We start from the raw sequence: 19,747 nt of genomic DNA, 5'->3' as shown, positions 1-19,747 counted from the left end.
GTGGGTGATGCGGTTCAGGCGGCTTTGGCGGTGGCGGGGCTGGCCACGCGAAGGCGCTGGTAGGCCACCTTCTCCTGGTCGTTCAGTTCGACCACGTAGGGCTCCACCTCGCGCTTGCGGAACTTGGCGTTGCCGTTGCCGTCGCTGGTGACGTTGGTGTGGCAGAACCAGTTCTCGTCGTCTTTTTCCGGGTGGTCCACGCACAGGTGGTACAGGCCCCAGCGGCTCTCGGTGCGAAACAGCGACGCGCGCACGGCCAGTTCGGCGCAGTCGCGGATGGTGTGGGCTTCCATGGCCCGCATGAGCTCGTGCGGGTCCTCGGCCACCATGTGGTCCAGGTCTTCGCGGATCTCGTCAAAGCGCTGCAGGCCGATCTCCATCTTGCGGGTGACCTTGGGTGGCTGCAGGTAGTCGTTGACCACACGACGTGTCTTGTATTCGACCTGGAACGGTGTTGGTCCTTCGCTGCGCGACAGCGGTGCAGCAACGCGCTCGCGCTCGATCTGCACGCGGTCTTGATCGATGCGCGGATCGCTGGCACCGGCCACATAGTCGGCCGCGTTTTCGCCGCAGAACTTGCCGTAGACAAATGCACCCAGCATGTAGTTGTGCGGAATGCTGGCGCAGTCGCCCGCCGCGTACAGGCCGGGGATGGAGCACTCGCCGCGCTCGTTGGTCCAGATGCCGGAAGCGCTGTGCCCACTGCAGAAGCCGATCTCGGAGATGTGCATCTCGATCATGGCCTTGCGATAGTCGGTCCCGCGCCCCTCGTGGAAGCGGCCACGGCTGGGCCGCTCGTTGGTGTGCAGGATGTGCTCGATTTCGCTGATAGTCTCTTCGGCCAGGTGGTCGAGCTTCAAGAACACCGGGCCCTTGCCACCTTCGAGTTCGTTGAAGAACTCCATCATCATCTGGCCACTCCAGTAGTCGCATTCGATGAAGCGCTCCCCCGCGTTGTTCGAGGTGTAGCCGCCGAAAGGGCCGGTCACATAGGCACAGGCCGGGCCGTTGTAGTCCTTGATCAGCGGGTTGATCTGGAAGCACTCAAGGTTGGTGAGTTCGGCGCCAGCGTGGTAGGCCATCACATGACCTTCGCCGGTGTTGGTCGGGTTCTCGTAGGTACCAAACATGTAGCCGGAAGCCGGCAGCCCCAGGCGACCGGCGGCGCCGGTGCAGATCACCACCGCCTTTGCTTTGATCACGTAGAAGTCGGCTGTGCGGCAGTCAAAGCCCATCACGCCCGTGATCTCGCCGCTGGCGCCAGTCAACAGCCGGGTGGCAACCACGCGGTTGGTGATTTCCACGCGCGCCTTCTTCAGCTGGCGGTACAGCACGCGCTTCATGTGGTGGCCTTCCGGCATGGGCAACACGTAGCTGCCGATGTGGTGCACCTTGCGCACGGCGTAGTCGCCGGTCTCGTCCTTCTCGAACTTGATGCCCCACTTGTCCAACTCTTCGATCATGGCGAAGCTGTTGGAGGCGTAGGCGTACACCCCCTTCTGGTCCACGATGCCGTCGTTGGCTACCGTAATCTCCTTGGTGTACTGCTCGGGCGTGGCGTGACCAGGGATCACCGCGTTGTTCAAGCCGTCCATGCCCATGGAGATGGCGCCGCTGCGTTTGACGTTGGCCTTGTCCAATAACAAGACGCGCAACTTAGGATTTTTTTCCTTGGCTTTCACCGCGGCCATCGGGCCACCGGTGCCGCCACCGATCACCACAATGTCGTACTCTAGTTCGATGGTTTTCATGTTGACCTTTCGGGGTTGTTAAAGTTAAGAAGGCGGTTCAGATGGGCGCGCGATCGACGCGCACCTTGTACTGAAACGCGTCGCCGCGGTAATAGAGGTGCTCGTAGTCGATGGGGGTGCCGTCAGTGGTGTGGGTGGTTCGCTCGATGACCAGCACTGGCGAGCCCTCTTCCACTTGCAGTTGCCCGGCCAGGCGCTCGTCAGCCAGCGTGGAGCCGATCTGCAGATCGGCATGGCCCAGCGACATGCCGTAGTCGTTTTCCAGAATGACGAAGACGTCGCGACTGGCGAGGTCTTCCTTGGCCAGTCGCGCACCAATGGCCACAGGCAGGTAGGTGATGTCCAGCGAGATCGGTTCGCGGTTGAGGAAGCGCAGGCGCTGCAACTCGGTAACCCTGGCCCGCTTATTCAATTGCAGGCGCTCCTGCACTTGGGCCGAAGGCACCACCGTGCGCATGGACACCACGCGTGCAAACGTCTCGTAGCCCATCTGCCGCATGGCCTCGCCAAACCCCTGCAATTTGCCCAGGTCTTGAAACGCCTTGGGCTTGGCCACAAAGGTTCCCTTGCCGTGGATGCGGAACACCAGGCCTTCGTTCTGCAAGTCGTTCAAGGCCTGGCGCACCGTGATGCGACTGACGCTGAAGGCTGTCATCATTTCGCTCTCGGAAGGCATCTGCTCGTGGGGCTTGTAGGTGCCATCCAGCACACGAGCGCGCAAGATTTCCTTAATCTGCTCGTACAGCGGCGTGGGTGACGACGGCTGAATTTCGTCCGCCGGGCGGGGTAAAGGCAGATTGGTGACGACAGCGCGTAAACCGTTGGAGGCCATGTTTTTGCTCACTTCCTGATGACTCGTTATGACGTGTCATGATGAGCAAAAGCAATGCCAACCAAATCCCGTGAATCTGCACGACAAACAAGCTAAAACCGTTCTCAATGAGCCGTGAAGAGGCGGTCGTGGTGCGCGCACATCCCTCAACTGGTGCGCCCAAGCGTGTTGCGCACTATCCAGTCGCACGTCTTCTTGGATGAAGCGACCGGCAGTGAAGGCCATCACGTTGTACACGCCCAAGCGGATCGCACATGCCAGCTTTTCCACGTTCAACACTAGTTGCTGTCCGCGCACCAACCCAAGTGGGGACTGTTGCTTGACTACGATCGGTCCCTAGATCCCTGAGCTTGAGCAAGCAACAGGACCTCGGTGCACTTGGGGATATGGTTGAGCGCCGCTTTGACTGCTCCAAATAGCCGGCATCTGAGGCAAAAGCATGAGTACGGCCGCCGAGCATGAAGGACGGGAAGCGCTGCATATCGACCTAGTATGGCGCTGCAGCCATCGGCTGATCAGGGTCGGTCCGCCATTCCAAGTGGTGTGAGAGCGGTCGGTGGCCTGGCGCCAGCTCGGTCGCAGAAGCCCTATGACCGCAGCGCCTCGTACAGCCGCCATTCGAGCCAGCGCCGGTCGCCAAACCCAACAGCCGCTTCGTTGGAGTCAGCGTGAGCACGCCTGGCAGTACCCACCGACGGCACACGCTGCAGAACAGTTGCTCGGTCCATTGCGAGTGCCCGCGCCGGAGCGCGGCCAGAGAAAGAAATCGTCCGGTACGCCCGACGATGGATGCTCAGTAACCGCGCAGCCGGTCCACCGCATGCAGCAGCGCCCGCCTCGCCAGCGCCCGCGCGGTGTTCTCCACGATCTGCCCCACGATCACCTCGGCGGACGCGGACGAGGCCATGTGCGGGGTGATGACCACGCCAGGCTCGGTCCACAGCGGGTCGTCGGCCGGCAGGGGTTCGTGTTCGAACACGTCGAGCACCGCGCCACGCAGGTGGCCGCTGCGCAGGGCATCCTGCAGCGCCGGCACCACCAGTTGTTCGCCCCGGCCACAGTTGACGAACACTACGCCCGGTTTCAGCGCGGCGAACCAGTCGGCGTTGAACAGATTGCGCGTCTCGGGTGTGAGCGGCAGCAGCGAGACCACCATGTCCAGCCTCGCCAGGAAGGGGCGCATCGCTTCCGGCCCGGCCCAGGTGGTCACGCCGTCCAGCGCAGCGGGCCTGCGCGCCCAGCCGTGCACATCGAACCCGTGCGCGGCCAGGATGCGGGCCACTTCGGTGCCCATGGTGCCCAGGCCCATGACGCCAATGCGGTAGGCGCTGGCCGGGCGCTGCGCCGGCATGCGCCATTCGCGGCACGCCTGTTGGGCCAGCAGGCGGTCGAGGTCGCGGTGAAAGTGCAAGGCCGCCCACAGCACGTACTCGGCCATGCCGCGCGCCTGCGCCGGGTCGACGATGCGGGTGACTGGCAGATCGGGGGGCAGGTGCGGGTCGCGCAACAGGTGTTCCACCCCGGCTCCGATGGAGGCCAGCAGCTGCAGGCGCGGCAGGCGCGCAGGCAGACCCATGGGCACGAACCAGCCCGCGATGGCGACCACGCTTTGCAGTTCGGTGGTCGGGGTGTCCGGCGTCCAGCACCGCACGCGCAGGCCGGGGCAGTCCCGCGCGGCGGCGCGCTCGAATTCGCCACACAGGCCCGAGAGGTCGTCGGTCTCGCTGCACAGCAGCAAGGTCGGCGCGGCGTCATTCACAGGCGGTAGTCCGGTTCGCTGCGGTCCAGGTCGCGCAGCCACGCGGCCCAGACCAGCTGGCGCTCGTGTTCCACGCCGCGGAACTGCTTGCGCACATGGGCGCTGAGCGCGGGCGGTATGCGCGTGACCGGCCCGGCGATGCTGGCCAGTTGCGCGGCGGCGAGCTGGATTTCGCAGGCCTTGTTGAGGTAGTACATGATGCAGAAGGCGTCGGCCACGGTGGGCCCCACGCTGAGCAGGCCGTGGTACCGCAGGATCAGCGCCATGTTGTCGGCCAGCGCGGCCTGGATGCGGCTGCGTTCTTCGAGGTTGAAGGCCACGCCTTCGTAAGGGTGCACACCCACGGACTGGTGGAACTCGGCCGAGATCTGGTTGAGTTGCAACAGCCCCTGTTCACACGCGGCCACCGCCATGCCCGGCACGGTGTGGGTGTGGATGACGCAGTGCGCGTCGTCGCGCGCGGTGTGCACGGCACTGTGGATGGTGAAGCCGGCCGGGTTCATGGCGGCGCCGCCCTGCACCACTTTCCCTTCGAGGTTGACCACGATCAGGTCGCTGGCGCGGACTTCCTTGAACATCAGGCCGAAGGGGTTGAGCAGGAAGCGCTGCTGACCCTTCCTGCCGCCGGGCAGTCGGGCCGAGAAGTGGGTGTAGAGCGTGTCGTCCCAGTCGAAGCGGGCGGCCAGCCGGTAGGCGGCGGCCAGGTCGCGGCGCAGGGTGGCCTCTTCGGCCTGGGTGGTGTGGGGCATGGGGTCTTTCGTGAATCAGGCCGGAACGGCGGGGCCGGCTTCCAGGCCCATGAAGCGGCGCACGCGTTGCAGGGCGGGCTCGGCGTCGTCGGCTTGCTGCAGACGGGCCGGCGCTGCGTCCAGCAGCAGCTGGCCGTTTTCCATGAACACCACGCGGTCGGAGATCTGCAGCGCGAACTCCATCTCGTGCGTGACGATGAGCATGGTCATGCCCTCCTCCGCCAGGTCGCGGATCACCTTGAGCACTTCACCCACCAGCTCGGGGTCCAGCGCGGAGGTGGGTTCGTCGAACAGCATCACGTCCGGCCGCAGCGCCAGCGCGCGGGCGATGGCCACGCGCTGCTGCTGCCCGCCCGAGAGCTGGTGCGGGTACTTGTGCAGGTGCGCCAGCAAGCCCACCTTGTCCAGCAGGCGCTGCGCGGTGTGCAGGCGGGTGATGGCGTCGCCCTGGCCGTGCAGGCCGGGCGCGAGCAGGATGTTCTGCAGCACCGTCAGGTGCGGGAACAGGTTGAAGCCCTGGAACACCATACCGATGCGGCGAATGCCCTGGCGCACGCGGGTGGCGTCCTGCGGCGCGGCGCCGAGCAGGTAGCTCTCGCCGAACAGCACGATCTCGCCCTGGTCCAGGCTCTCCAGCGCGTTGATGGTGCGGATCAGCGAGGTCTTGCCCGAACCGGAGGGGCCGATGATCGAGATGACATCGCCGGCGCCGACCCGCAGGTTCACCCCCTTGAGCACGGCGTGGCTGCCGTAGGCCTTGTGGATGGCCGTGAGGTCCAGCGCGGGCGGCGCGCCAGGCCCGCGTTCGGCTGGCGTCACCACCGGCGCTTCGGGCAGGCTGGCGCGCAGCCGGGCCAGGTCCGCCTCGTCCACCGGGCCGGGCTTGCGGCGCTGCAGGTCCAGCCGGCGCTCCAGCGCGTTGAGCACCGCGCCGAACACGGTGACGATGGCCACGTAGTACACCGCCACGGCCAGCAGGGTTTCGAGGATGAGGAAGTTCTGCGTGTACAGGCGCTGCCCGGTCAGCAGGAGTTCGGGCAGCGAGATCACCGACACCAGCGAGGTGAGCTTGATGATGGTGACGAACTCGTTGATGAGCGAAGGCAGCGCGATGCGGAAGGCCTGCGGCAGCACGATGCGCGTCTGCGTGGCGAACCAGCCCAGGCCCAGGGCGTGGCCGGCCTCGCGCTGGCCCTTGGCCACCGACAGCAGGCCACCGCGGTGGATTTCGGCCATGTAGGCGGCCTCGGTCATCACCATGCCGGTCAGGCCCGCCAGAAAGGGAATGCCCAGCACCACGCCAGTGGCCGGGAAGATCTGCGGCAGGTTGTAGACAAAGACCAGCAGCACCAGCAGCGGCACGCTGCGGAAGAACCAGACATAGGCCTTGGCCGGCCAGCGCAGCCAGAGGTGGCGCGAGCCTTCGGCCTGGGCCAGGCCAAAGCCCAGCACCAGGCCGAGCAGCCAGGACAGCGCGCCGAGCGCGATCACCATCGCGCTGGCGCGGTAGAACGCCCCCATGGAAAAGAGCGAGAAGAAGTAGGTCCAGTCCAGTTCCATGGGCGGCGTCCTCGGGGCGTGGGCAGCGGCTTACTTGACCGGGGTCAGCTCGTACTTCTTGATCAGCGCGTCGTATTCGCCGGTCTTGCGGATCGCGGCCATCGCGGTCTCGAACGACTGCTTGAGCGCGGTGTTGCCCTTCTTGACGTAGATGCCCAGGGTCTGCGGGTAGACCAGGTCGGGCGAGCTGATGGCCACGCGGCCCTTGGTCTTCTCCACGATCATCTTGGCGGCGCCGGCGATCTCCAGCTGCGCGTCGACGTTCTTGGACATCATGGCCTGCGACACCTCGGGCGCGGTGGGGAACTCCATCACCGTGATGGCGCCCTTGTTGGCGCTCTTGCAGTAGTCGTCCGACAGGGTCTTGAGCAGCTTGACCCACGAGGTGCCGGCCTGCAGACCGACCTTTAGACCGCACAGGTCCTTCTCGGTCTTGGGTTGGGCCTTGCTGTCCTTGGCGACCATGATCAGCGCACCCGAGCTGGCGTAGGGAACGGCGTCGGCCTGGGCCAGGCGTTCGGGTGTGATGTACAGGCCCGAGATCACGGCGTCGTGCTGGCCGGCGGCCAGGCCGGGGATCAGGTTGACGAACTTGGTATCGGTCAGTGCGGGCTTGAGCTTCATCTCGCGCGTCAGCAGCGCGGTCAGGTCGGGGTCGAAGCCGACGATCTTGTCGCCGTCGTAGGACTCGAAGGGCGGGTACGTGGCTTCAAGGCCGACCTTGAGCACGCCAGGGGCCATGGTCTGCGCCTGGGCGCCGGCGAGGCAGCCCAGACCCACCAGGGCGGCCAGGGCGTTGCGGGTGAAGGATGTGGTCAGTGGGGACATGGCATGAACTCCTGAGAGGAAGGGAAGGAACGGGAAAGGCACGTGGAACGGGAAACGGTGGTGGCGGGCATCAGGGCGTCGCGGCGGGCTCGGCAGGCGCCGGGTCCAGCGTCTTGAACTGGCCGAAGCTGGTGGTGCTGCGGGCGTTGGCGGGCAGCTGCAGTTCGCCGCGCGCCACCTTCTCGCGCAGGTAGCGGTAGGTCTGCAGCGCCATGCTCCACATGTGTTCGCCGATGGCGAGGGGCGCGTACTGCGCGGCCTTCTCGCCGGTCGGGTCGAAGGCCGGCAGCGGCGCGATGCGGGTGGCGTAGTCGCAGGCGAAGAACAGCGGGAACGAGTAGCGCTCGTGCCGCACCTTGCGCACACGGTGCGTGGTGGCGATGAAGGCGCCGGCGGTCATCACCTCCAGCATGTCGCCCACGTTGATGACGTACAGCTCTTCGCCGTCGATGGTCAGCGGCGGCGCGTCGACCCAGCGGCCCTGGTCGTTGAGCACTTCCAGCCCGGCCTGGTCGGCCAGCAGCAGGGTGAAGCACTCGTAATCGGTGTGGGCGCCGATGCCCGGCGTGTCCTCGGCCGCCGGGTCCACCGGGTAGTGGATCAGGCGCAGCTTGGACGGCGGGCAGGTCACGTACCGGTCGAGCGCGTCCTCGGGCTGGCCCAGTGCCAGCGCAAAGCCGTTCAGCAGCGTGCGGCCCAGCGCGAACACGCTGTCGTAGTAGGCCGAGACCGCCTCGCGGAAGCCCGGCAGATCGGGCCACTTGTTGCCGCCGATCAGCGGCTGGCCGGCCTGCACGAAGGGGTGGTCGTCGGCGGCCTCGAATCCGACGTCGAACGCCTCCTTGTGGTCGGGCTTGCCGGTGCCGTAGATCTCTTCGCCCTCGGGCACGAAACCCTTGTGCCCGCGGCCCAGGCCGATGTGGTGGCGCATCTTCCAGTCCAGGTCCTGCGCGAACAGCTGCTCGGCGGCGCGGCGCAGGCCGGCGATCTGTTCGCGCGGGATGCCGTGGCCCCTGACGTAGAAGAAACCGACATGGCGGGCCGCGTGGCCGAGCTGGTCGGCCACGGCCTGGCGGTCGGCCAGCGTCGGGCTGAACAGGCCGCGGATGTCGATGACGGGCAGCGATTCGAAGTTGGCGGTGGTGGTGGACATGGCAGGTGGTCAGGGTTCAGGAAAGGGGGACGGCAGCGGGGTCGGACTGGGCGGCGCGCCACTGCGCGAAGTGCTCACGCTCGGCACGGGCCATCCACTGGTTGAGACCCCAGGTGTCGGCGACCGGCGCCTGGGTGAAGGGCAGCAGGTGCGTGTAGCCGTCGGGACCGAACTCGGGCGTGAGCGTGGTCACCGCTTGGCCGCGGGCGTGCTGGGCGGCCCAGATGCGTTCCCACACACCCTGGTGGAAGGCGAGCGCGCGGGCGTGTTCGGGCGCGGCCGGGTGCGGCACCTGCGGCCCCTGGTCGTAGCCCACGCGGGCCTGCACGTGGTGCACCCGTTCGATGAAGGGTGCCAGGTCGTCGGCCGGGTCGTCCAGCAGGCGCTCGCACACCACCACCCAGTGGCTGATGTCGGCGGTGAAGCGCAGCTGCGGCAACTGGGCGATCACGTCCAGCGCGACCCAGGGGCTGTAGAGCGAGGTGGCGCGGTGGATCTCGAAGCTGCACACCGCGCCGGCCGCGTCGGCCAGGGCCTGCGCGCGGCCGAAGAACTCGACCTGTTTCGCCAGCGGCCAGCGGTCGTTGCCCGGCAGCACGTTCAGAAAGCGCGCGCCCACGGCCTGCGCGCCGTCGATGCTGGCTTCCAGGCGGTCCCAGTGCTGCTGCAGCGTCCAGTCCTGGCGCGGCACCACGTCGCCGCCGGTGAACACCACGGCGATGTAGTCCAGCCCTTCCTGCTGCAGGCTCTGGCGCAGCGCGCGCTGGGCGAACGGATCGCCGGGCAGCCGGGCCTCCACGCCGACCGCGCCCATGCGGCGCACCTCGGCGGCGCAGATGGCCCAGTCGCCCTGCCAGCCCCAGAGTGAACGGAACAGGTCGAGCCTCATGTCCGTGCCCCCGGAGCCTGCAGGCGGCCCAGCCGGGCATGCGCCTCGGCCAGCAGGCACAGCAGCTCGAAGGCCATGGTCGCGCCCACCAGCGAGGTCACGCCACCCACGTCGAACGGCGGGCTGACCTCGACCACGTCCGCACCAATCAGGTGCAGCCCCTGCAGGCCGCGCACCAGGTGCTGCGCCTGCAGCGTGCTCATGCCGCCGATCTCGGGCGTGCCGGTGCCGGGTGCGAAGCAGGGGTCCAGGCAGTCGACGTCGAAGCTGATGTAGGTGGGCGCGTCGCCGACGATGGCCCGCACCTCGGCCAGCAGGTCCTCGTTGCTGCGGGCCGCCACCTCTTCCATGTGCACCACGCGGATGCCGACCGCCTTCGCGAAGTCGAGGTCCGCCGGATCGTAGACCGAACCGCGGATGCCGATCTGCACCGTGCGCTTCGGGTCCAGCAGACCCTCTTCCACCGCGCGGCGGAACGGCGTGCCGTGGGTGTAGCGCTGGCCACCGAAGTAGCTGTCGTTGGTGTCGGAGTGGGCGTCGAAATGCACCATGCCGACCGCGCCGCCGTGGGCGATGCCGCGGAACACCGGCAGCGTGACCAGGTGGTCGCCGCCCACCGACAGCGGCCGCACGCCGGCCGCGTGCACCCGGCGGTAGAAGGCCTCGATCAGGTCCAGCCCGAGCATCAGGTCCATGGGTGGCAGCGCCACGTCGCCCAGGTCGGCCACGCGCGCCAGGTCGTAGGGCGCGATGCGGCTGACGTGGTGCACCTTGCGCATCAGCGCCGACTGGTTGCGCACCTCGCGCGGGCCGTGGCGGGCGCCGGCGCGGTTGGTGGTGCCGGCATCCCAGGGCAGGCCGATCAGGCCGATGTCGACCGTGTCCAACCGGTCGGGCTCGACCAGCGGCAGGCGCATGAAGGTGGACAGGCCGGCGAAACGCGGCACCTGGGCGGCGTCCTGCGGCTGGGGAAACGGATGGCGGGCGTTCATATCAGAGACTCCTGGGGATTCAGCGCACGGGAACACCGGGCAGGACGCACAGCATTTCGTAGAGCAGGTTGGCGGCCAGCTGGGCGGTGTTGCCGCTCTGGTCGTAAGGGGGCGAGACCTCGACCAGATCGCCGCCGATGAGGTTCAGGCCGCTGCAGCCGCGCACGATCTCCAGGCCCTGGATGCTGGTCAGGCCGCCGACCTCGGGCGTGCCGGTGCCGGGCGCCCAGGCGGGGTCGATGCCATCGATGTCGAAGCTGAGGTACACCGGGCCGTCGCCCATGATCTGGCGCACCTCGTCCATCAGCGGCGCGAGCGGGCGGTACCAGCACTGCTCGGCGGTGAACAGGCGAAAGCCCTGGTCCACGCCCCACTGGAAGTCGGCGCTGGTGTAGCCCTGGGCGCGCTGGCCGATCTGCACCACGCGGCGGCAGTCCAGCAGGCCCTCTTCCACCGCGCGGCGGAAGGTGGTGCCGTGGGCGATCTTCTCGCCGAACATGTGGTCGTTGGTGTCGGTGTGGGCGTCCACATGGACCAGCCCCACCGGGCCATGCTTCTTCACCAGCGAGCGCAGGATGGGCAGCGTGATGGTGTGGTCGCCACCCAGCGTGAGCGGCACCACCTTGTGCGGCAGCAGGGCGTCGTAATGCGCCTCGATGATGCGCACCGACGCCAGCAGGTTGTAGGTGTTCAGCGGCACATCGCCGAGGTCGGCCACCTGCAGGCCATCGAACGGCGCGGCGCCGGTGGCCATGTTGTAGGGCCGGATCATCACCGACTCGTTGCGGATGCTGCGCGGCCCGAAGCGGGTGCCGGCGCGCAGCGAGGTGCCGATGTCCAGCGGCACGCCGATGAAGGCGGCGTCCAGCCCCTCGGGCGTGTCGGCGGCGGGCAGCCTCAGCATGGTGCCGCGCCCGGCGAAGCGGGGCATCTCGTTGCCCCCCTGGGGCTGGTTGAAGTGGTTGGTCATTCGGTTCCGGGTCGGTGGTTGTGTGCTGGTGCCCATTCTTCGGACGTCCCCTGGCACGACAAATGCTCAGAACCAAAAACTCACTTCAGACTTTTCACAACCATGCATCCCACCACCACCGCGCCGCTGCCGGACATGAAGCTGCTGCGCATCTTCTCCAGCGTCGCCCGCCACCAGGGGTTTGCGAAGGCGCAGCAGGAACTCAACCTCACGCTCTCGGCCATCAGCACCTACATGAGCCAGCTCGAAGGCCTGCTGGGTTTCAAGCTCTGCGACCGCGGCCGCCGCGGCTTCTCGCTCACGGAAAAGGGCGAGCTGCTGCTGGGCGAGGCGCAGCGCCTGCTGGGCGAGATCGACGGCTTCGGCAGCTTCGCTGCTTCGCTCAAGGGCGGCCTCTCGGGCACGCTGCGCATCGGCGTCATCGATTCCACCGTCACCGACAGCGCCCTGCGCCTCTCCGATGCGATCGGCGACTTCAACCAGCGCCATCCCGCCGTGCACCTGGGCCTGTTCGTCAAGAACCCCTACGACCTGCAGGAGGGCATCCTCAACAACGAGCTGGACCTGGGGATCGGCTTCTTCCCCACCCGCCCGCCGGGCCTGGTGTTCCAGCCCCTCTACCGCGAACAGCAGTGGCTGTACTGCAGCCACCAGCACCCGCTGTTCGCCCAGCGCCACATCACCGAAGCGCAGGTGTCAGAGCTCAACGTGGTGCGCCGCAGCTACTGGAGCAAGGCCGAGCTGGGCAAGCACGGCATGAAGAACAGCGTGGCCACGGTGGACAGCATGGAGGCCCAGCTGTTCCTCATCCTCTCGGGCGGCTACGTGGGCTACCTGCCCGAACACTACGCCCAGCCGTGGATGGACCAGGGCAAGCTGCGCGTGCTGCTGCCGGCCAGCTTCGGCTTCCAGTCGCCCTTCATGCTGGCCACGCGGCGCGGACGCGGCCGCGAGGCGCCGATCCAGATCATGCGCGAGCTGCTGCTGCGCAAGATGCGGGGTTGACCGGCGCCGCATGGGCCAGCAGGAATTCCGCCAGCCGGTCCTGCGCGGCGCGCGCGCCCTGCTCCGGCCGCAGCACGCCGATGGGCTCCAGCGCCGCGCCAGTGTCCAGCGGCACCGTGGCCAACAACCCGTCGTCCAGCCAGGCGCGCACCGAGCGGTAGGGCAGCAGGGCCAGCAGCGGCCGCTGCCGCAGCAGCCAGACCAGCGCCGACAGCGAGCGCGTCACCACCGGGTGGGTGGCGGGCGCCGCGCCCGCGCCCCGCACCACCTCGTCGAAGCTCGCCCGCGCGATGCTGTCCACCGGCGGCAGCAGCCAGGTGGCCTTGAACAGCGGCGACCAGGACCGCACCCGCTTGCCCGCCAGCGGATGCGCAGGCCCGCACACCACCACCAGGTGGTCGTCCACCAGGCGGTCGAAGCGCCAGCCGCTGGGCACCACGGTGGGCCGGCGGCACACCGCCAGATCGGCCTGCCCGGACGTGACCAGCAGCAGCAGTTCGTCGCGCTCCAGCTCGCGCAGCTGCACGCTGATGCGCGGGTGCCGCTCGCCGAACGCGGCCAGGGCCGGCAGCAGCAGGCCATTGATCGCGGCGCCGGACGCCGCCAGCCGCACCATGCCCTGCCCCTGCTGCTGGCGCGCGGCCACCGCCTCGGCACCCGCGCCCAGGCCCGAGACGATCTGCCGCACCACCGGCAGCAGGTCCTGGCACACCTCGGTGGGTCGCACGCCGCGCGCGTGGCGGTGGAACAGCTGCGACTCCAGCAGCTGTTCGAGGTAGGCCAGCGACTGCGTCACCGACGATTGCGTCATGCCTATGGCGTCGGCCGCGCGTTGCACGCTGCCCAGCTCGGCCAGGTGCAGCAGCACTTGCGCATGGCGGAACTTGCCCCGGGCCAGGAGGCGGTTGAGCAGCACGGTGGAGGCGACGGACATGGTATTGAAGAGTCTAATGTCTTACCCTGATTTCTGTCTTGTTGCCGATGTCTTTTGCGCGGACCATGCAGTCACAACCACAGGAGACAGACATGCACCCATCCCTTCGGCTGAGCCGTCGCCAGGCCCTGGTCCTGGGCGGTCTCGGCGGCCTGCAGGCGCTTGCGCCCACCGCGGTCCGCGCGCAGGCCCCCTTCCCCAACCGCCCCATCCAGTTCATCGTCGCGGCGCCGGCCGGCGGGCCGTCCGACAACGCGGCGCGCATGATCGCCGACGAGATGGGCAAGCTGCTGGGCCAGCCCATGGTGGTGGTGAACAAGCCCGGCAGCGCCGGCGTGATCGCCGCCGAGGCCACGGCCCGCGCGGCGCCCGACGGCCACACGCTGATGCTGTCCTGGATCGGCAACGCCACCAGCCCGGGCCTGGTGGCCAAGCTGCCGTTCGACATCAACCGCGACTTCGTGCACATCGCATTCGCACTGGCCGGTGCAAACGCGCTGATCGTGCACCCCTCCACCGGCTTCAAGACCCTGGCCGATCTGGTGAAGCACGCCAAGGCCCACCCCGGCCGCCTGAGCTACGCCAGCTCGGGCAACGGGTCCTCGGGCCACCTGGCCATGGAGATGTTCAAGCAGCGCGCCGGCATCTCCATGCTGCACATCCCCTACCGCGGCGGCGCGCCGGCCCTCACCTACCTCATGGCCGGCCAGGTGCAGCTGATGTTCCTCAACCAGGACGCGGTCATCGCGCCCAGCGCGGCCGGCAAGGTCGTGCCGCTGGCCATCAGCAGCGCGCAGCGCAACCCGCTGCTGCCCCAGGTGCCCACGGTGGCGGAATCGGGCTACCCCGGCTTCGAGGCCACCGCCTGGGCCGGCATCTCCGGACCACAGGGCATTCCTGCGCCGGTGGTCGCCGCCATCGAGGCCGCTGCCATCAAGGCGCTGAACGGGCCGCTCAAAGCCCGCATCGAAGCCACTGGCGCCACCGTGGTCGCCGCCGGCAAGGACAGATTCACCCCATTCGTCCAGCGCGAAACCGAGACCTGGACCCAGGTCATCAAGACCGCCGGCATCAAGGTCGACTGACATGCTGCACACCCTTTCACTGGGCGCCCACCGGCTGTCCAGCGGCACCGAGCTGCCCGCGCTGGACGTGGCCTACACCACCTTCGGCCAGCTGGCGCCCGACGGCGGCAATGCGGTCCTCGTGACCCACGGCTACACCAGCGGTCCTTCCATGCTCGTGCCTGGCCACCATGTGGCCGAGAGCTCCTGGGCGCCGCTGCTCGGCCCGGGGCGGCCGCTGGACACCGACCGCTTCTTCATCGTCTGCAGCAACATGCTGGGCTCCTCCTTCGGCACCACCGGGCCGTCGAGCATCCACCCCGGCACCGGCCGGCCTTGGGGGCCGGACTTTCCCGCCATCACGCTGGAAGACATCGTGGCCGTGCAGCACCGCCTGCTGCAGCAGCTGGGCGTGCGCCACCTGCGTGCGGTCGTGGGCCCTTCCTACGGCGGCTGGCAGGCCCTGCAATGGGCGCTGTCGTTCCCCGACATGGTCGACGCCGTGGGCTCGCTGGTGTCCGGCCTCACCCACCCCAAAGGCCTGAGTTCAGAGTCCACGCGCCAGCGCTTTGCCGACCACCCGGCCTGGAACGGTGGCTGGCACTACGGCGATGCGCGCATGACGGACATGCTGACCGAGCTGCGCCGCCAGACCCTGCGCAGCTACGGACTGGAGACCCTGTTCGAAGCCCGCATGCCCGACCCGGCGCAGCGACAGGCCGCCATGGACCAGGCCTGCCGCCAGTGGGCCGAGCGTTTCGACCCCAACAGCATGGTCACCCTGGCCGCCGCGGCCGAGCGCTTCGACGTGCGCGAGCGGGTGGGCGAGATCCGCGCGCGCCTGCTGTTCATGGTCTGCACCACCGACGTGATCTTCCCGCCCGATCCCGCGGTGCGCGGCCTGCTCGGTGCCGTCCCCGGCCCGCTGCGCTACCGCGAGCTGGACAGCCCCTACGGCCACATGGCGTCGGGCGTCGAGTGGCAACGGCTGGAAGAGGACCTGCGCTGGCTGCTCGACCCCGCCTGATCCCCCACGCCCGCCCGGGGGCCGGCATGGGTGAATCGGTCAAGCGCCGTCAGTTCCCCGTGCGTTCCGGGTGCAGCGGCTTGAGCGCCGGCATGCGGAAGTTGCCCTTGCCGCGCTGGTCGTTCACGCTCGACGTGTTCATCGAGAACAGCAGCGTGGTGTAGGCCACCGCGTCGGCGTTGATGTCCAGTGCCGTGTCGCTGTTGTTGGCAAAGGTGTCGCAGGCCTGGTGGTAGCACGGGTCGTAGGCCGTGCCCGCCGTGCCGCCCCACAGCGCCGCTTCCTCCGCCGTCTTGATGCCTTCGGCGCCGGTGAACAGGCCGCCGGCCGGGATCAGGTTCTGGATGAAGGCGCGGTAGTCGGAGCGGCCGTCGAAGTCCGTGCCCTTGAACGGCACGCCGCGCTGCATGTAGAACGACTCGAACGCCTTCTCGATCTGGTCCGACCCGCCCGGGCCGGGGCCTTCGCCCGTGGCGTCCGAATCGTCGCCGTCGTAGACGAAGAAGACGTGGTTGGGCGAACCGATCATGTCGAAGTTCAGGTACAGCGCGATGCGGTCCTTCTCGGCCTGGGACAGTCCTTCCACATAGTTCGTGGAACCCACCAGCCCCGACTCTTCCGCGCCCCAGAGTGCGAAGCGCAGCTTGTTGCGCGGCTTGACCTTGGCCATCTGCACCGCGGTCTCCAGGATCGCCGCCACGCCCGAGCCGTTGTCGTTGATGCCGGGGCCTTCGTTCACCGAGTCGAGGTGCGCGCCGACCATCACCACGTTGTTCGGGTCGCCCGTGCGCGACTCGGCAATGATGTTGCTGGTGGTCGCCTCACCGCGGAAGGTGTCGGTCTTCAGGCGAAGCACCAGCCCCGGCGTCGCCGCCAGCTGCTGGCCCAGGGCCTGCGTAATGCCGGTCACGCCGATGTCCGCGGTGAAGGTTTCGCCCAGCGTGCCGTTGAGATCGCCGGTGGTGTTGTTGTAGATGACGACCCCGCTCGCGCCGGCCGCCAGGGCATTGGTGGCCTTGAGCGCGAAGGGGCAGGCGCCGCGGCTGATGAGCGCGATGTTGCCCGCGGGGAAACCGGCGAAGTCCGCCGCCTCGCAGCCCGGTGTGCCGTCACCCGGGGGCGGCATCAGCGCCGTCACGGAGGCGGTCACGTCGCCGCTGCCCGAGTACTCCATGATGTTGTTCGCCAGCGGGCCGGCCGGGCCGGGCGACACCTGCTCCAGCACCGTGGGCGAGAGCGTGATGAAGGTCTGGAACTGGAAGTCAGTGACGGTGACCAGGTAGCCCGCGTCGCGCAGCACCTGGGCCGCGTAGTCCACCGACGCGTCGTACCCCGGCGTGCCCGAGGTGCGGATGCCGTTGTTCTCGTTGGCGATGGTCTGCAGGGCCTGCTGATGGCGCCGGACACCGGCCAGGGTCACGCACTCCAGCAGTTTGTTGAACGTGTTGTTGACCCGGTTGAGGCAACTGGGAGATGACGATCCAGCGGCCGCCGCCCCTCCCGCTGCAGCCACCTCTGTCGTCAGCATCCGCGCGGTGGCGAGGTCGCCCCCGCTGTCGCCGGACGAGTCGCTGCCTCCGCCGCAGGCCGCCACGAGCAAGGTCGCCGCGAACGCCGCGCCCCATCGCCCCCGGGTCAGACGCCGCCCCTTCAAACCGGTCTTCTCCATGTCTGTCTCCTGTGTGTGTTGTTGATGCTTCGGATCCCGCCGCCGTCGAACAACTGGCACCCCGGCCCGTACCGACCGCGTGGGGAGGGGCAGCGTACTCCTCGCACCTCTGCGGCCACAAGACGACTTACAGAAAGACACGAAAGAAACGCCCGGGGCACCGGCCGCCTGCCCCTCGACGTCTGCCGCGCATTGCGGCTATCGTGGTCACCCCGTTTTCAGGAGACGCCCATGCCCGCCAAGAACACCATCTGCCTCTGGTTCAACGGCCATGCCGAAGAAGCCGCGCGCTTCTACGCCGCCACCTTCCCCGACAGCTCGGTGGGCGCGGTCATGCGCGCGCCAGGGGACTACCCCTCCGGCCAGCAGGGCGATGTGCTGACCGTCGAATTCACCGTCATGGGCATTCCCTGCCTCGGCCTCAACGGCGGCCCGGCCTTCCCGCAGACCGAAGCCTTCTCGTTCCAGGTGGCCACCGACGACCAGGCCGAGACCGACCGCCTGTGGAACGCCATCGTCGGCAACGGCGGCCAGGAAAGCGCCTGCGGCTGGTGCAAGGACAAGTGGGGCTTGTCGTGGCAGATCACCCCACGCGTGCTGACCGCCGCCATCAACGAACCCGACCGCGCAGCCGCCAAGCGGGCGTTCGACGCGATGATGGGGATGAGGAAGATTGATGTGGCGGGGATTGAGAAGGCTTGGCGGGGGTGACGCCGAATCTTCAGCGCACCGGTTGTGCCTGCCTCACTGCGCTACGCCGATAACTTTTCCGGCGGCCTATCTGCCGCTTGCAGCGTGTCGATGTCGTGACGCGGACTCCATGTCGGCATGCGCCATTGATGATCCCACTCCGCATGCCAGATATCTGACTGCAGATGCTCTACCCCAAGTTCCCCAATCGGTCAGTCTCTTGCTGTTGAGGGGCCGTCCATATACGAGGGGTTGGGCGTCACCTTCTCGGCAAGTAGTTCAAGAACCGCGAAAGAATCTCGCCAGACTGGGAGCCCTTCGCAAGTCTGAACACGAGCTCTCGATACTCCGCATGCTTCAGCCCAAGGCACGTCGACACTTGGTCTGCCAGCGACTTGCGGTTGTAGATCTTCAGAATGTCGTCGAGTTTTTGGTTTTGGAGCGCAGCTTGGAAGCGCGCTTCACAGTCCGCCACTATCGCCGGGATGTTCAGCCTTGCCAATAAAGCGTCTACCCCAGCTTGGAGTCCTGCCCGATCATTGGATAAAGGCGTGAAGCAGCTCAAGTGGTATCTAATCCGCCTCCCGGCAGACTGGGTGACTTGTAGTTCCAGCTCGGCGGTGAGTGATCTACTTACGTAGTCTGTGACAGCACGGACAGTTTCCGCTGGATCACGGGCAAGTACTTGTGAAGTCCCCTTGAAAACCTGAACCACCCGGAAGTAGAGAATTCCCCAAGACGGAGTCTCTACATGAAGAAATCCAGATTCAGCGAAGCGCAGATAGTCGGCATCCTCAAGGAGGTCGAGATGGGTGCCAAGGTCGGCGAGACGTGCAGGAAGCACGGCGTGAGCGAGCCGACCTACTACAAGTGGAAGAGTCAGTTCTCTGGCATGACGGTCTCGCACCTGGCGCAGCTTCGGCAACTGCAGGACGAGAACGCCAAGCTCAAACGCATGTATGCCGACCTGGCGCTCATGCACCACGCGCTCAAGGACGTTGTCGACCGAAAGCTCTGACCCCGGAGCGTCGCGAGATGGTCGTTCAAGCCCTCATGGCCGAGCACGGCATGAGCGAGCGCCGAGCCTGCCAGGCCAGCGGCATTGCCCGCTCCACACTGCGCTACCGACCCATTGCGCGCGACGACTCCGGGGTCATCACCTTCATCCAGATGCACATGGCGCTCAACCCGCGCCACGGCTTTGGCCTGCTTTACGACAGTGCCCGCCACCAAGGCAAGCCCTGGGGCAAGACGGTGCTTTGGCGCGTGTACTGCGAGCTGCGGCTGAACCTGCCACGGCGCGGCAAGAAGCGTTTGCCGGCGCGCATCAAGCAACCGCTGGAGGCTGCTGGCCAACCCAATCAGGGTTGGAGCTGCGACTTCATGGCCGATGCACTGTGGTCCGGCAGGCGATTCAGGACCTTCAACGTCATCGATGAGTTCAACCGCGAGGGCCTGCGTATCGAGGTCGACACCAGCCTGCCGGCAGCCCGTGTCATACGTGCCTTGAATGAGCTGGTGGAAGTGCGCGGAGCGCCGCTGTCGATTCGCCTGGACAACGGCCCGGAGTTCATCGCTCACGCTCTGTCCGAATGGGCGAAATCCAAGGGCATCGCGCTCAATCACATCCAGCCAGGAAAGCCCACGCAAAACGCCTATGTCGAACGATTCAACAAGACCTACCGAACCGAGGTGCTGGACTGCTATGTCTTCGAGTCATTGCAGGAGGTGCGTGATATGACGGCCGACTGGCTGCACCGCTACAACCACCAGCGCCCCCATGAATCTCTCGGCCGAATCCCACCGGTCGAGTACCGTGTCAAACTGTTCCCCAACCTCTACTTCTGACTGGCTCAGGAATTCGAGGGGACTTCA

At 67.3% G+C, this 19,747-nt stretch carries 17 protein-coding genes; 5 read left to right on the top strand and 12 right to left on the bottom strand.

The window, feature by feature from the left end:
* Positions 1 to 14: 14 nt before the first annotated feature.
* The 10 genes from BC358_RS19660 to speB (BC358_RS19615) all read right to left on the bottom strand — a co-directional run bounded on the left by BC358_RS19660 (position 15) and on the right by speB (BC358_RS19615) (position 11,483).
* On the bottom strand, positions 15 to 1,751 hold the full coding sequence (locus tag BC358_RS19660; protein WP_079367144.1) for a fumarate reductase/succinate dehydrogenase flavoprotein subunit: 1,737 nt from the start codon (positions 1,749 to 1,751) through the stop codon (positions 15 to 17).
* 37 nt (positions 1,752 to 1,788) lie between these two features.
* Complete coding sequence (locus tag BC358_RS19655) at positions 1,789 to 2,583, bottom strand: GntR family transcriptional regulator (protein WP_079367284.1); 795 nt, start codon at positions 2,581 to 2,583, stop codon at positions 1,789 to 1,791.
* A 793-nt stretch (positions 2,584 to 3,376) separates the two neighbouring features.
* Complete coding sequence (locus tag BC358_RS19650) at positions 3,377 to 4,342, bottom strand: glyoxylate/hydroxypyruvate reductase A (RefSeq protein WP_218669509.1); 966 nt, start codon at positions 4,340 to 4,342, stop codon at positions 3,377 to 3,379.
* Positions 4,339 to 5,091: a class II aldolase/adducin family protein gene (locus BC358_RS19645; protein ID WP_079367143.1), complete on the bottom strand. Its 753-nt coding sequence runs from the start codon at positions 5,089 to 5,091 to the stop codon at positions 4,339 to 4,341. The genes BC358_RS19650 and BC358_RS19645 overlap by 4 nt, the downstream gene beginning before the upstream one ends.
* 15 nt (positions 5,092 to 5,106) lie before the next feature.
* Positions 5,107 to 6,651, bottom strand: coding sequence for an amino acid ABC transporter permease/ATP-binding protein (locus tag BC358_RS19640; protein WP_079367142.1), 1,545 nt, complete (start codon positions 6,649 to 6,651; stop codon positions 5,107 to 5,109).
* A gap of 30 nt (positions 6,652 to 6,681) precedes the next feature.
* A complete protein-coding gene (locus BC358_RS19635; RefSeq protein WP_079367141.1) occupies positions 6,682 to 7,479 on the bottom strand; it encodes an ABC transporter substrate-binding protein in 798 nt (265 codons plus the stop codon).
* A gap of 70 nt (positions 7,480 to 7,549) precedes the next feature.
* A complete protein-coding gene (locus BC358_RS19630; RefSeq protein WP_079367140.1) occupies positions 7,550 to 8,632 on the bottom strand; it encodes an isopenicillin N synthase family oxygenase in 1,083 nt (360 codons plus the stop codon).
* A gap of 16 nt (positions 8,633 to 8,648) precedes the next feature.
* Positions 8,649 to 9,521, bottom strand: a complete 873-nt coding sequence (locus BC358_RS19625; protein ID WP_079367139.1) for a sugar phosphate isomerase/epimerase — start codon at positions 9,519 to 9,521, stop codon at positions 8,649 to 8,651.
* Positions 9,518 to 10,513, bottom strand: a complete 996-nt coding sequence (speB, locus tag BC358_RS19620; RefSeq protein WP_079367138.1) for an agmatinase — start codon at positions 10,511 to 10,513, stop codon at positions 9,518 to 9,520. Before speB (BC358_RS19620) ends, BC358_RS19625 begins: the two co-directional genes overlap by 4 nt.
* 19 nt (positions 10,514 to 10,532) lie before the next feature.
* Complete coding sequence (gene speB / locus BC358_RS19615; protein ID WP_079367137.1) at positions 10,533 to 11,483, bottom strand: agmatinase; 951 nt, start codon at positions 11,481 to 11,483, stop codon at positions 10,533 to 10,535.
* 102 nt (positions 11,484 to 11,585) lie between these two features.
* On the opposite strand from speB (BC358_RS19615), the gene BC358_RS19610 reads away from it, so the two are divergent.
* On the top strand, positions 11,586 to 12,488 hold the full coding sequence (locus tag BC358_RS19610) for a LysR family transcriptional regulator (RefSeq protein WP_079367136.1): 903 nt from the start codon (positions 11,586 to 11,588) through the stop codon (positions 12,486 to 12,488).
* Here the strand turns inward: BC358_RS19610 and BC358_RS19605 are convergent.
* Positions 12,451 to 13,422, bottom strand: coding sequence for a LysR family transcriptional regulator (locus BC358_RS19605; RefSeq protein WP_079367135.1), 972 nt, complete (start codon positions 13,420 to 13,422; stop codon positions 12,451 to 12,453). The genes BC358_RS19610 and BC358_RS19605 overlap by 38 nt on opposite strands.
* Before the next feature lie 92 nt (positions 13,423 to 13,514).
* Here BC358_RS19605 and BC358_RS19600 point away from each other — a divergent pair, with 92 nt between their 5' ends.
* The gene (locus tag BC358_RS19600) at positions 13,515 to 14,507 is read left to right on the top strand and encodes a tripartite tricarboxylate transporter substrate binding protein (RefSeq protein ID WP_079367134.1); all 993 of its coding nucleotides are present in this window, start codon (positions 13,515 to 13,517) and stop codon (positions 14,505 to 14,507) included.
* A gap of 1 nt (position 14,508) precedes the next feature.
* Entirely contained in the window at positions 14,509 to 15,513 is a 1,005-nt protein-coding gene (locus BC358_RS19595; protein WP_079367133.1) for an alpha/beta fold hydrolase, read from the top strand.
* A gap of 49 nt (positions 15,514 to 15,562) precedes the next feature.
* Here BC358_RS19595 and BC358_RS19590 read toward each other — a convergent pair whose 3' ends face one another.
* Positions 15,563 to 17,182 carry a M28 family metallopeptidase gene (locus BC358_RS19590; protein WP_079367132.1) on the bottom strand — a complete coding sequence of 540 codons (1,620 nt, stop codon included), beginning with the start codon at positions 17,180 to 17,182 and terminating at the stop codon, positions 15,563 to 15,565.
* A 231-nt stretch (positions 17,183 to 17,413) separates the two neighbouring features.
* Between BC358_RS19590 and BC358_RS19585 the strand changes: the two genes are divergently transcribed.
* Positions 17,414 to 17,893 carry a VOC family protein gene (locus BC358_RS19585; RefSeq protein WP_079367131.1) on the top strand — a complete coding sequence of 160 codons (480 nt, stop codon included), beginning with the start codon at positions 17,414 to 17,416 and terminating at the stop codon, positions 17,891 to 17,893.
* A 730-nt stretch (positions 17,894 to 18,623) separates the two neighbouring features.
* A protein-coding gene (locus BC358_RS19575; protein WP_256861428.1) for an IS3 family transposase occupies positions 18,624 to 19,720 on the top strand; the annotation gives its coding sequence in 2 pieces (ribosomal slippage) (positions 18,624 to 18,876 and positions 18,876 to 19,720; 1,098 coding nt in all).
* Positions 19,721 to 19,747: the final 27 nt, after the last annotated feature.

Origin of the sequence: Hydrogenophaga sp. H7 (assembly GCF_002025745.1) — a bacterium.
Classification (GTDB): Bacteria; Pseudomonadota; Gammaproteobacteria; order Burkholderiales; family Burkholderiaceae_C; genus Hydrogenophaga; species Hydrogenophaga pseudoflava.
This window is presented reverse-complemented; position numbering and strand designations above follow the sequence as displayed.